This is a genomic window from Rathayibacter sp. AY1B7, assembly GCF_002932735.1.
Classification (GTDB): domain Bacteria; phylum Actinomycetota; class Actinomycetes; order Actinomycetales; family Microbacteriaceae; genus Rathayibacter.
The window spans coordinates 25644-38324 of the sequence record NZ_PSWK01000031.1 but is presented as its reverse complement, the minus strand read 5'-3'; the positions used below and the strand labels follow the sequence as shown (position 1 = coordinate 38324).

The window sequence follows — 12681 nt, the reverse complement described above, 5'->3', positions numbered from 1 at the left end:
CTGCTCGCCCGCACCCGCGGCATCGGCCAGGACTGGCGGGCGGAGCAGGTGCATCCGGAGCGATCGGACCGGAAGCGACGGCGTCCGGAGCGACGGCGTCCGGGGCAACGGGAGCAGCGGACTGCTCCGCTCCGCTCCCCGACGCCGCCACCAGCCGCACGTCGTCCGCGACGGCCTCCGCCTCCTCCGGGCCGGCCGCCGCGTTCAGCGCCGCGGCCGCCGCCTCCGCTCGCGCCAGGGCCTCGGCGGCCTCCGCCTGCAGTCGGCGGGCAGCCTCCAGGGCCGCGCGCGCCTCGTCCCTCGCCGAGGCGAGCCCGTCGTCGTCACTCATGGGCTCAGCCTAGGTCGGCGGCGCCGGTCAGTCCTCGCGGACGTGCCAGGACTGTCCATACCCGCCGTCGGCCTCGGGGCGGGCCATCAGCTCGAGGAACGGGTCGGCGCTGAACGCCTCCGGCCCGAGCACTCCGGCGCCGGTCCACACGCCGGTCGCGAGGAGCTCGAGCGCGACCACCGGGTTGAGCGCCGTCTGCCAGACCACGCACTGGGTGCCGTACTCGGCCATCGTCCACTCGTTGTCGCTCACGTGGTAGAGGTACACCTCGCGGCGGGCGCCGTCCTTCGTGCCCGAGACGAAGAGGCCGGCGCAGGTCCTGCCCGTCATCCGCGGGCCGATGCCGGCGGGGTCGGGCAGGGCGGCGGCGACGACGTCGCGCGGCGAGACCTCGACGGGACCGCCGGCCGAGCGGACCCGCAAGGGCTCGGTGCTGTCCAGGCCGAGGAGGTGGAGGGTGCGCAGGACGCCGATGAACTGCTCGCCGAGGCCGTACTTGAAGGTGACCTTCTTCGCGTCGAGCCAGCGCGGCATCAGCAGCACCTCCTCGTGCTCGACGTTCACGCACTCGACCGGGCCGATACCCTCGGGGAACTCGAACACCTCCGGCTCCGAGAAGGGGGCGGTGGTGTACCAGCCGCGGTCGCGCTCGAACACCACCGGCGGGTTCAAACACTCCTCGATCGTGGTCCAGATGGAGAAGGACGGAGCGAAGATCTCGCGGCCGTCCGCGTCGTGCACGACGAGGTTCGCGCCGTCGCGCACTCCGAGCTCGTCGATCTCGTCGAAGAGGTGGTCGGAGGCGTAGCGGGCGAAGACGTCGGAGAGTCCCGGCTCCACGCCCATGCCCACCAGGGCGAGGCGGCCGCGGGAGGACCACTCCTCCGCCGCGGCGAACTGCTCGTCGCCGAGCTTGAGCCCCGTCAGCTCGTGGGGCTGCTCGGGGTGCGGGAGCGAGAGGCTCATCGCCATGTCGAGGTAGTCGGCCTCGGCGGCGAGCGCTCCGGCGAAGATCGTCGGGACGAAGCGCGGCTCGACAGCGTTCATCACGTGGGTCGCCCCGTGCGCGCGGGCGACGGTCTCGACGTTCTCGGCGTCGGAGGCGTCGATCCGCGCGGCGACGAAGCGGTCGTCGGCACCGTGCCGCTCCGCGATCCACGCGACCGTGCGCTCGGCCCGGGCGAGGTCGTAGTCGCAGACGATGATCTGCTCGAAGAAGGAGCGGCGCGCGGCGATCTTCGCGAAGGCGTCGCCGACGCCGCCGGCGCCGACCAGGAGGATTCTCATGGGGACACCGTAGCGACGGATCGCGTCGTCCACCATGCCGAGCACCGACGGAATCGGAGCGGAGCGCGCCTTCCGGCCACCGGATCCGTCACAGGGCGGCCCGCTCCCCCCGCTCGAGCAGGCGGAGGAAGCCGGAGAGGTGCCCGAGGCCGGTCAGCGAGGTCGGGAGCGAGGCGGCGAGCGCCGGCGAGTGCACCAGGTACGCCGCCCACTTCGCGCGCGAGACCGCGACGTTCAGGCGGTTGGGCAGGAGGAGGAACTCCATTCCGCGCGGGACGTCGGCCCCGGAGGACGCGGCGAGCGACACGATGGCGACCACCGCCTCCCTGCCCTGGAAGAGGTCGACAGTGCCGACCGGCGTCTCCTCGAGGCCCGCGGCGTCGAGGGCGGTGCGGAGGAGCCCGCCCTGGGCGTTGTAGGGCGCGACGACGATGACGTCGGCCGCGGTCAGCGTCCGCTCGCCGTGCTCGTCGGTCCAGGCGCGGCCGACGAGGGAGAGGGCGATCTCGACGACGCGCCTCGCCTCGTCCGGCGAGGAGGTGGTGTCGCCCGCGTGCTCGACCGGGACGGAGTGCACGCCGGGCTCGACCCCCTCGAGGTGACGCACCTGCGGCGCCCGCGACCGCAGCGCGCCCTCATAGGAGAGCTCGGAGACGGCATCGGAGAGCGCCGGGTGCATCCGGTGGGTCTGCGCGAGGAAGTAGCCGTATTCGGGCGGGAGGACGTCGTGCCCGTCGGCGAGCCAGCCGAGCGCCGACTCGTCGACCGGCTCCGGGTGCGCGCCCTGGCTCACCTGGGGCAGCTGCTGCGGATCGCCGAGCAGGAGCAGCCGCTGGGCGGAGACGGCCGACGCGATCGTCGGGGCGAGCGAGAACTGCCCGGCCTCGTCGACCACCAGGAGGTCGAGCGAGCGGCGCGGCACGGTGACCGGGTTCGCGAAGGTCCAGGCGGTGCCGCCGATGACGCAGCCGCCGCCCTCCTCGAGGACCGCGGTGAGTGCCGCCGCGTTCTTCACCGGCGCCCAGGGCGCCGCCGCGAGCGCCTCGGGCGGCGTGCCGTTCTTGGGCACCTTCGCTACGCGGGAGGGATCGACGCCGCGGCCGACGACGGCGCTCAGCACGTTCTCGACCACCGAGTGCGATTGGCCGACCACGCCGATGCGCCAGCCGTGCTCGTTCACCAGCCGTGCGATCACGTGGGAGCCGACGTAGGTCTTGCCGGTGCCGGGCGGACCCTGCACGGCGAGGGTCGCCCGGTCGAGTCCGAGCAGAGTGGTGACGACCGCGCCGATCACGTCGTCGCCCTGCACAGGAGCGACGGCTCCCGGCGGCACGCGGCGGAGGACGTCGAGCGCCGGGTCGGCCAGCATCGCGGGCAGCGCGTCGAGGACCTCGCCGCCCCACTCCGCGATCGCCTCGGGCTGGGGCGCGGCGCGCGGCGGCGGCGCGGGGGCGAGGGCGACCGGAGCGTCGTCGTGCGGATCCTCCCCCGCCTTCAGGCCCTCCTTGAGGAGCAGGACGATCCGCTCCCCGTCGTCGTCGACCGCGAGGATCTCGGAGCGCTCGGAGGCGCCGCGCAGACCGGGACCGGGCGAGGGCGCACCAGGGGGCGCCGGGGCCTCGTAGACCAGGTACGGCGACGAGCCGGTGCCGAGCCGGCTGCCGGGAGCGAGCCGGCCGAGGATCCGCAGCTCGCGCGACTGCGTGCGGGCGCGCGGGAGCTTCGCCCAGTCGCGGACGACCTCGACCCGGTCGATCATCACGACGTCGCGGGTGTCCGCCCACTCGTCCAGCGGCTGCCGGAGGCGGTCGAAGTGCTCCTGCCAGAAGGTCTTGGCCTCGCGGCGGTGGTAGTCGATCGCCGCGCCGGCGAGGGCGAGCGCGGTCTGGTCGGCCGTGCGCTCGCGCGGCTCGACCCCCTCGACCTGCGCCAGCAGTGCGACCGCGACCGGGTGCGGCTCGCGGGGCACGGGGATCTCGACCTCGAGCAGCGGCGGCAGCTCCTCGCGCGGCGGAGCGAGCTCCAGGAGCCAGTCGCGCAGGCGGAGCGTGGAGCGGCAGTCGTAGGCGTTGTACTCGGCGACGAGGTCGAGCCCGCGCTGCCCCTCGACAGGATCGGCCCTCTGCGCGGCGCGCGCCTCCACGTACATCTCGATGCTGTCGGCGGCGTTCGTGACGCCGGACGCGTCGCGCTCCTCCTCGCCCATGTAGAGCGGCTCCAGCTTCTTGAGCGAGTAGCTGCGCGAGCCCACGCGGAGCGCCCGCCGCACCACCGGGTACAGGTCGACCAGGACGCCGTCGCGCAGGAGCGCGTCGACCTCCTCCTCGCCGACCCCGTGGCGGAGCGCCAGCGAGAGGAGGTGGCTGCGCTCGTAGGAGGCGTAGTGGTAGACGTGCATCCGGGGGTGCTCGGCCCGGCGCGCCCGCAGGAGCGCGAGGAAGTCGAGGAGCGCCCGGCGCTCGGCCGCGAGGTCGTGCGCCCAGAGCGCGGTGAAGCGCTCCTGGTCGTCGACCATGCCGAAGAGGTAGTCGAGGCCCCACTCGCGGTTGTCCTCGGTGTAGAGCGGGTCGCCCTCGAAGTCGAAGAAGAGGTCGCCCGGGTCGGGGGCGGGCAGCCCGGCGAGCACGGAGGCGTCGATCACCTCGACGGCCGGCACCGGCGAGGACTCCGATCGCAGCTGCAGCCGCGCCTGGGCGCGCAGGCCCTCGAGCGTGCCCGCGCTCAGCCCGGGGACGGGGCCGTCGTGCTCGGCGAGGGCGTCGAGGGTGAGGACGCCGGCCGCCGTGAGCTTCGCCCGCTGGTCGAGCCGCATCCCGGCGACGAGGATCGGATCGCGGTGCGCCTGGACCTCGGGCGCGCAGACCGAGCAGCGTCCGCAGGAGGGGTAGCGCGGATCGCCCCACGCCAGCGGCTCGTCGGCGGCGAAGCGCTCGGCGAGCACGGCGCGGAGCCGTGCGCGCTGCACCCGCTGGACCGGGGCGACGACGGCCAGCTCGTGGCTGGTGACGGAGCCGTCGCCGAGCACGAGGTGCACCTGCTCCCCCACGCGGATGCCGCGCGCCTGCATCTGCTCGGCGTAGGCGGCGAGCTGCAGCAGCGCCGGGATCTTCGCGTGCCGGGCGAGCTTGGTGTCGTAGACCTCGTAGGCGCCGTCGGCGGTGCGGAGGAGGAAGTCCGAGAAGCCCAGGAACTCGCCGTCGAAGAAGGTGGCCTGGTAGAGCACGTCGACCCCGGCGCGCATCGCCTCGACGGCCGCCTCGGCCGCCGCGGGGTAGCCGGCGGGCTCGGGGCGCTCGAACTCGAGCACCTCGTGCGTGCGCTTCAGCTCGGCGAGGAAGCGGTGCTCGTGCTCGTCGCCGAGCACCGCGGTGCGCTCGAGCATCCCGTCCCTCTCGGCCTCGAGGCGCGGGGCGCGGCCCAGCAGGGCGTCGAACCGGCGGAGGACCGCCCACTCGCAGGCCGCCCAGTTCGACAGGTCGGTGGGGCTCGTGACCACGCGGCCGGACTCCAGGTACACGCGACTCCTTCCGCGACCACCGGGCGGCGATCCGCTCCAGGCTAGGGCGCCCCTCCGACACTCGTGCGGCTGCGGCCACCACCCGCGCCACTCCGGCTCCGCGTGGCAGGCTGGGCCGATGACCCGCGCTCGCTTCGAGATCATCCCGGCCGACGACATCGGCGAGCGCGCCGCGCGAGCGTTCCCGGACCCCTCCGCGGTGACGCTGACCGTGACGAGCCTGCCGAAGCACGGGACCGAGCGGACCGTGGACTGCGCGGTCGCGCTGGCCGGGCGCGGGTTCCGCGTGGTGCCCCACCTGGCGGCGCGGAACGTCGAGGGCCGCGCCGCACTCGAGCGGGTCCTCGGGCGGATGGGCGAGGCGGGGATCGACGAGGCGTTCGTGATCTCGGGCGACGCGTCCTCGGCGGCCGGCACCTACTCCACGAGCCTCGAGCTCATCCGCGACGCCCGCGAGATCTCACCCGGGCTGGCCCTGGACATCGCAGGCTACCCCGAGGGCCACCCGCACCTCTCCGACGAGAGCATCGAGCGGCACCTGCGCGAGCGCGCTCCGTTCATCCGCTCGATCGTCACGCAGATGTGCTTCGACGTCGACGCGGTGGTCCGCTACGCCGACCGGCTCCGCGAGACAGGGATCACGGCCGATCTGTGGGCGGGCGTGCCGGGGCCGGTCGAGCGCTCGCGGCTGCTGACGCTGGGCGCGCGGATCGGAGTGGGCTCCTCGCTCGGCTTCCTGAAGCGGAGCACCTCGGTGGCCGGCGGGCTCCTCCGCGGACGCCGCTTCGACCCGTCCGCGTTCGTCGCGCGCCTGGAAGCGGCGGCGGGCGACCGCCTCGCGGGCCTGCACGTCTACACCTTCAACGAGCTCGACTCCCTCGCCGCCTTCGCCTGATCGGCGAGCCTCCGCGCTCCTCGGGCGCCGATCCTCAGGGGCTCGAAGCCCTCGCGGGGAGCGCTGCGCCGGTCAGGTGGTGCGGCGGATCCAGATCGGCGGGTGCGGGAGCTCGGCCTCGGTGCGCAGGCGGCCGGCGAGCGGAGCCCAGACCACGAGCGCCACGCCGATCCCGAGCAGCAGGCCGCCGACGGTGTCGCTCAGCCAGTGGGCGCCGAGGTAGGTGCGGCTCGCCATCATCGCCACGGTGTAGAGGAAGCCCGCGATCCAGAGCCACAGCAGCGGGAACACCAGGGCCAGCACCATCGCCGTCGTCGCCGCGTTGGCGGTGTGGCCGGACGGGAAGGAGCCGTAGTCGCTGGTGACGAGCATGTCGGCCGGGCGGGCGCGTCCCACCAGCTCCTTGACGAGCTGGGTGGCGCCCACGCTGACCAGCGCGGCGATCGCGTAGTAGAGCGCGGCCCACCGCCTGCGGAACACCAGCAGCACGGCGACGATGCCGAGCGGGATGAGCGTCGTCCCGACGAGCCCCGCTCCGACCGTGTTCATGACGAGGGCCGGGATGTCCCAGACCGGCGAGCGGTGCTCGACGATCTCGTCCATCCACTCCACGTCGAAGCGGAAGGCCGAGGTGGGGCGGAAGGCGATCAGCACGGCGAGGAGCACCGTGAGCAGGATCGCGAGCGACGCGGAGATCAGCGGCCAGCGGCGGGAGACCCGGTGGGCCGCCTCCTTCGTCAGCAGCCGGGCGGCGACGTCGTCGGACGGCACCTGCTCGCGCATCCGCGCGCGCTGGACGGCGTCGGGGCGCGCGGTTCCGGGCTCGGTCGACAGGCGGTCGTCGCGATGATCCATTCGGACATGATGCCGTCACCCGGCGTTCCCCCGCTGGGGGTTGCGGGGCGGCGCGGCCGACCGATCGGAAGACCGGCGTCCGCGCGGCGGGGTTCATGACAGGGTTCGAGCGGCCTTGCGGATCCCCGGCCTTCCCCCGCGGGGGTTCGCGGCGCGCCTCAGCCGGCCGCGCGGGCCAGGCGGGCGGCGCGGAGGGCGTCGAGCCGGGTCGGCTCGGAGGAGCGGGCGAGGAGCCGCGCGGCGACGGCGCTCGCGCGGGAGTCGTCCGAGGCGGAGGCCCGCTCGAGGGCGGCGGCCGCGTCGGGACCGGTGATCGAGCCGAGCGCCATCACGGCCGAGACCGCGAGCGCGGAGTCGTCGCTGCCGGCGGCCCCGTCCAGCGCGTCGACGGCAGGACGCGCGTCGTCGCCCAGGTAGCCGAGCGCGGCGGCGGCGTGACGCCGGACCGGCGCGGACCCCTCGCGGAGGGCCTGCTCCAGACCGGGGACGGCCGCGGCGCCGAAGGAGGCGAGGACGTCGGTGAGCACATTCTGCGCCTCCGCGTCGTCGTCGCCGAGCAGGCCGAGCAGGACCGGCAGCGCGCGCGCGTCGCCGAGGCGGCCCAGCGCGAAGCGGGCCTTCGCGGCGACGGCGGGCTCGGAGTCGGCGGCCAGCGGGGCGATGTCGTCGAGCGTCGCCGGGTCGAGGATCTTGCTGAGCACGTGCAGCGCCTGCGTGCGCACCCGTGGCTCGCGGCCGAGCGCCTCGCGGGCGACGGGGACGGCGGCGGAGCCGAGGCGGCCGAGCGACCAGGTGAGCACGTCGCGGACGAAGAAGTCCGGCTCCTCCCACAGGTGCGCGGCGAGGGGCTCGGCGGTGGCGGGCTCGGCGAGCTCGCCCAGGGTCATCGCCGCACGGAGGCGGACGTCGCGGTCGGGGTCGGAGAGCTCGGCGAGCAGGGCGGAGGAGTCGCGGGAGGACATGGGAGGGGACTGTAGCAGCGGCGCTCGGGAGCGGATCCAGCGAGGGCCGGAGCACCCGGGAGGAGCCGCAGGCGCGGGGCGTGCCGGACCGCCGGGACCCGGAGCCGAGCGCTCAGTCCTGCAGCGCCGGGACGCTCCTCGGCCGGACGATCAGCCAGAGCGCCAGGATCGACACGGTCGCCGTCGCCATCATCACCAGGGCCATCGGCACGGCCGAGCCGGCGCCGAAGACCCCTGAGATCGGCGACAGCAGTCCGGCGGTGCCGAAGTTGACCGCTCCGAGCAGCGACGCGGCCGTCCCCGCCTCCCGGCCGTGGTTGACCAGGCCGAGGACCTGCACGCACGGGAAGCTGAAGCCGCACGACGCGATGAAGAACCACAGCGGGACGAGCGTGCCCCAGAGCCCCAGCCCGAGCACGTCGAAGAGGGCGATCAGGCCGGCGGAGGTGAACAGCGTCAGCGTCGTGATCGCGAGGATCCACTGCGGCCCGATCCTCCGGCTGAGGTAGGAGGACGCCTGCACGCCGAGGACGACGCCGAGCGAGTTCACGGCGAAGAGCAGCCCGTACTGCTGCGCGTCGAATCCGTAGAGGCCCTGGAACAGGAACGAGGAGCTGGAGAGGTAGGTGAACAGGCCGGCGAAGGTCATGCCCCCGATCACCGCCACTCCGAGGAACACGCGGTCGCTGAGGACGGCCCGGTAGCGCTGCACGAGCGAGCGGTGCTCGCGCTCGTGGCGGGCGGTGCGGGGCCGGGTCTCGACGACGAGCAGGCCGACGGCCGCGACGACCAGCACGCCGTAGGCGGCGAGGAAGACGAAGATCCCGCGCCAGTCCATGATCAGCAGCAGCTGGGAGCCGATGACCGGCGCGAGCACGGGCGCGAGGCCCGACACCAGGGCGAGCCGGGACAGCATGCGCACCAGCGGGCGTCCGCCGAAGAGGTCGCGGACCATCGCCATCGCGACCACGCCGCCCGCCGCCGCGCCGGCTCCCATCAGGAAGCGGAAGACGCCGAGGGTGACGATCTCGGGGGCGAGCGCCGCGCCGACGCAGGCCAGCACGTGCAGAGAGGTGGCCAGGAGGATCGGCAGGCGCCGGCCGACCGCGTCGCTCCAGGGGCCCACGACCAGCTGGCCGAGTGCGAAGCCGAGGGTCGTGCCGGTGAGGGTCAGCTGGACCGCCGCCTCCGACACGTTCAGCTCGCTCTGCAGCGCGGGGAACGCCGGCAGGTAGAGGTCGATCGTGAACGGCCCGAGGGCGGTCAGCGAGCCGAGGACGATCACGTAGACGAGGCGCTGGCGGGCCGTCAGGGCGTCGCCCGGGTGGCGGTGCACCGGGAGGGAGGCGGTCGGAGTCGAGGCGGGAGTGGACACGGAGTGCCTTCCTGCGCAGGGCGCAGCGGGGTGGGAGGGAGGGGTGCGGCCGGTGTCGTCCTCGGCTCGGGAGCGGACCTCGTCGGCTCCACGCCGCTCGGTCGAATCAATTCGATCACGTGTCGGACAGTGGCGCCACCCCTCGGCCCGCCGTCGGGTCAGACCGGGTGGAGCGGAGTGCCGAGCGGGTCGGCGAGCAGGCGCTCGAAGGCGAGCTCGGCTGCGCCCAGCATGAGCAGATCGGCGCCGAGCTCGGTCCGCACGATGCGCACGGAGTCGAGCGCGACCCGGAAGGGGCCGCCGCGGCCCAGGCGCTCCTCCAGGAACCCCGGCGCGACTCCGATCAGCGCCCCGAGGAAGCCGCCCAGCACCACGAGCTGCGGGTTGAACACGTTGATCACGTTGCGCAGGGCGACCGCGAGGTGCCCGAGCTGGCGCTCGACCTCGGCACGGACGGCCGGGTCCTCGGAGGCGGCGAGCGCCTCCTCCAGCCGCTCGCTCTCGTCGAGGCCGAGCACGGTGAGCAGCTCGGCGCGGCCGACCTCGGTCTCGAGGCAGCCGACGGCGCCGCAGTGGCAGTCGATGCCCGCGCTGTTGACGAGGGTGTGGCCGATCTCCCCCGCGTAGCCGTCGATGCCGTGCAGAGGCGCGCCGCCGACGATGACGCCGGCGCCCACTCCGCTCGCGCCGCCGTTGAGGTAGACGAGGTGCGAGACGTCGCGGCCGGCGCCGAGGACGCTCTCCGCGAGTGCACCGAGGTTGGCGTCGTTCGCCGAGAGGACGGGCAGGCCGGTCGCGTCCGCGAGCATGCGGGAGAAGGGCTCGTCGTCCCAGCCGAGGTGCGGGCCGACCCGGACGAGGCCGTCGGCGTCGCGGACGAGGCCGGGCACGGCGACGCCGATGCCGACGGTCCGCGTCTCCTCGGGCAGCTCGGCGAGCAGCTCGGCGACCGCCTCGGCCGCCAGACGCGCGGCGGCCTCGGCGGTGGGGACGGAGGCGGAGCGGCGGATGCGGCGGCGGACGACGGCGTCGACGCCGACCACGGCGACCGTGACGGCGTCGATCTCGGGGTTCACGGCGAGCGCGACGACTCCGGGATCGGCCTCGACCACGGGGCTCGGCCGGCCGACCTGGTTCGGCGTGGCGGGCTCGCGCTCGCGCACGATGCCGAGCTCCACCAGCTCGCCGACCAGTGCCGCGATCGTGGAGCGGTTGAGGCCGGTCAGGCGGGTCAGCTGCGAGCGGGAGCGGGGGCCGCCGCGGTGCACGAGGCGGAGGATCGCCGAGAGGTTGTGCCGCCGGTGCGCGTCACGGTGAAGACCGTCTCCTCCCCCGTTTCGTGCGCGACGACCCGGACCGGCGTCGCTCCGTCCGGCCCCGGGAACACCCTCAGCTCGAGCCCGTCGAGGTAGTCGTACTCGGCCGAGTCCTGGCGGGCCCCCACCGGGATCACCGCACCCTCGCGCACGTACAGCGGCAGCGAGTCGAAGCCGTGGACCTCACGACGCCACTCCCCCGTCGAGACGGTCCGCTCGCCCGTCCACCAGCTCGTCCACGTCCCCCGCGGGAGGTAGAACTCGACCGTGCCGTCCTCGGTGAACACCGGAGCGACGAGCAGGTCGTGCCCGAGCAGGTACTGCGTGTCGAGGTGGGCGGCGCTGCGGTCGTCCTCGAACTCGAGCGCCATCGGCCGCATGATCGGGACGCCGGTGCTCGCCGCCTCCGCCCCCGCCGCGAAGAGGTAGGGCATCAGCGAGAGCTTCAGCCGGGTGAAGAGCCGGGTGACCTCCACGGCCTCCTCGTCGAACGCCCACGGCACGCGCACCGAGGAGGATCCGTGCAGCCGCGAGTGCGAGGAGAGCAGGCCGAACGCGAGCCAGCGCTTGAACACTCCGGAATCGGGCGTGCCCTCGAACCCGCCGATGTCGTGCGCCCAGAAGCCGAACCCGCCCAGCGCGAGCGAGAGGCCCCCGCGCAGGGTCTCGGCCATCGACACGTAGGAGGAGGTGTTGTCCCCGCCCCAGTGCACCGGCAGCGACTGCCCGCCGACCGTGGCGCTGCGGGCGAAGAGGACCGCGCGGCCCTCGCCGAGCTCCTGCTCGAGCACCTCGTGCACCGCGCGGTTGTAGAGCTGGGTGTACCAGTTGTGCATGGCCTCGGGGTCGGTCCCGTCGGCCCAGACGACGCCCTCCGACGGGATCCGCTCGCCGAAGTCGGTCTTGAAGGAGTCGACGCCCTGGCGCACGAGGACGCGGAGCTTCTCCTGGAACCAGGAGGTCGCCTCCGGATTCGTGAAGTCGATCAGCGCCATGCCGGCGACCCACATGTCCCACTGCCAGACGTCGCCGGAGGCCGTTCTGAGCAGGTAGCCCTTCTCGCGCCCCTCGGCGAACAGCGGCGACGCCTGCGCGATGTACGGATTGATCCAGACGCAGGTGTGCAGCCCGCGCTCGTGCAGGCGGGCGAGGATCCCCTCCGGGTCCGGGAAGGTGCGCGGGTCCCACTCGAGGTCGGTCCACTGGAACTCGCGCATCCAGAAGCAGTCGAAGTGGAACGCCGACAGCGGCAGCTCCCGCTCCGCGAAGCCGTCGATGAAGGAGTTCACCGTCTCCTCGTCGTAGCTCGTGGTGAAGCTGGTCGTCAGCCAGAGCCCGTAGCTCCAGGCGGGCACGACGGAGGGGCGGCCCGCGAGACCGGTGTAGCGCCGCAGCACGTCCTTCTTCGTCGGGCCCTGGATCACCAGGTACTCCAGCGCCTCGCCGCCGACCGAGAACTGCACGCGCTCGACCGCCTCGGAGCCGATCTCGAACGACACGAGGCCGGGATCGTTCACGAGCACGCCGTAGCCGCGGCTGGAGAGGTAGAACGGGACGTTCTTGTAGGCCTGCTCGGAGGAGGTGCCGCCGTCGGCGTTCCACACGTCCACCGTCTGGCCGTTCTTCACGAAGGGGCCGAAGCGCTCGCCGAGCCCGTAGACCAGTTCGCCGACGCCGAGGTCGAGCTGCTCGTGCAGGTAGGCGGCTCCGTCCGGTCCGGTCAGGTAGCCCTGCGCCTTGTGCCCGGACCCGGTGAGGCGCGTGCCGGTCGAGGTGTCCCAGAACTCCAGCGACCAGGGAGCGCCCTGCCTGATCCGGACCTCGAGGTCGCCGGTGCGCAGCACGCCGCCGGACTCCGTCACCTCCGCCGCTCCGACGTCGCCCTCGGCCAGCTCGAAGCCGGGGCGCACCGCCGTGCCGCGCCAGTGCTCGATCCGCACCCGCGCGACCCCCTCGGCCGGCGAGGACACCGTGACCGTGAGCGCCGGCCGGTTGAGGACGTCGCCGCGGCCCTCGATGACCCGGGTCGGGGCGATCACCTCGAGCGAGGTGCCGTCGGTGCGGATGTCGTACGCCTCCTGCGCGAACAGGGGCATGAATCCGGCCCGCGTCTGCCAGAACCCGTCGGTGAACTTCATGGAGG

Annotated in this window: 8 protein-coding genes and 1 pseudogene; 1 reads left to right on the top strand and 8 read right to left on the bottom strand. The window is 73.9% G+C overall.

The window, feature by feature from the left end; genetic code table 11:
* From C5C95_RS17700 to C5C95_RS14520, 3 genes and pseudogenes are all read right to left on the bottom strand, one after another.
* Positions 1-331, bottom strand: a pseudogene (locus tag C5C95_RS17700) (hypothetical protein); the annotation flags it as partial.
* A 27-nt stretch (positions 332-358) separates the two neighbouring features.
* Positions 359-1618, bottom strand: coding sequence for a saccharopine dehydrogenase family protein (locus tag C5C95_RS14525; protein WP_104256687.1), 1260 nt, complete (start codon positions 1616-1618; stop codon positions 359-361).
* 88 nt (positions 1619-1706) lie between these two features.
* Positions 1707-5135, bottom strand: a complete 3429-nt coding sequence (locus C5C95_RS14520) for a bifunctional RecB family nuclease/DEAD/DEAH box helicase (protein ID WP_104324723.1) — start codon at positions 5133-5135, stop codon at positions 1707-1709.
* Between the two features lie 118 nt (positions 5136-5253).
* On the opposite strand from C5C95_RS14520, the gene C5C95_RS14515 reads away from it, so the two are divergent.
* Positions 5254-6030, top strand: coding sequence for a methylenetetrahydrofolate reductase (locus tag C5C95_RS14515; RefSeq protein WP_104269661.1), 777 nt, complete (start codon positions 5254-5256; stop codon positions 6028-6030).
* Between the two features lie 72 nt (positions 6031-6102).
* On the opposite strand, the gene C5C95_RS14510 is transcribed toward C5C95_RS14515, so the two are convergent.
* From C5C95_RS14510 to yicI, 5 genes are all read right to left on the bottom strand, one after another.
* Complete coding sequence (locus C5C95_RS14510; protein ID WP_258072677.1) at positions 6103-6885, bottom strand: phosphatase PAP2 family protein; 783 nt, start codon at positions 6883-6885, stop codon at positions 6103-6105.
* Positions 6886-7043: 158 nt separating this feature from the next.
* Positions 7044-7847: a HEAT repeat domain-containing protein gene (locus tag C5C95_RS14505; protein WP_104324722.1), complete on the bottom strand. Its 804-nt coding sequence runs from the start codon at positions 7845-7847 to the stop codon at positions 7044-7046.
* 112 nt (positions 7848-7959) lie between these two features.
* On the bottom strand, positions 7960-9222 hold the full coding sequence (locus C5C95_RS14500) for a multidrug effflux MFS transporter (RefSeq protein WP_104324721.1): 1263 nt from the start codon (positions 9220-9222) through the stop codon (positions 7960-7962).
* 158 nt (positions 9223-9380) lie between these two features.
* Complete coding sequence (locus C5C95_RS14495; protein ID WP_308471521.1) at positions 9381-10490, bottom strand: ROK family protein; 1110 nt, start codon at positions 10488-10490, stop codon at positions 9381-9383.
* On the bottom strand, positions 10454-12676 hold the full coding sequence (yicI, locus tag C5C95_RS14490; RefSeq protein WP_104324720.1) for an alpha-xylosidase: 2223 nt from the start codon (positions 12674-12676) through the stop codon (positions 10454-10456). Before yicI ends, C5C95_RS14495 begins: the two co-directional genes overlap by 37 nt.
* Positions 12677-12681 lie beyond the last annotated feature (5 nt).

Coding starts and splice junctions, on each gene's coding strand:
- C5C95_RS14525 (WP_104256687.1), bottom strand. CDS start 1,618: ATGAGAATCCTCCTGGTCGGCGCCGGCGGCGTCGGCGACGCCTTCGCG.
- C5C95_RS14515 (WP_104269661.1), top strand. CDS start 5,254: ATGACCCGCGCTCGCTTCGAGATCATCCCGGCCGACGACATCGGCGAG.
- C5C95_RS14510 (WP_258072677.1), bottom strand. CDS start 6,885: ATGGATCATCGCGACGACCGCCTGTCGACCGAGCCCGGAACCGCGCGC.
- C5C95_RS14505 (WP_104324722.1), bottom strand. CDS start 7,847: ATGTCCTCCCGCGACTCCTCCGCCCTGCTCGCCGAGCTCTCCGACCCC.
- yicI (WP_104324720.1), bottom strand. CDS start 12,676: ATGAAGTTCACCGACGGGTTCTGGCAGACGCGGGCCGGATTCATGCCC.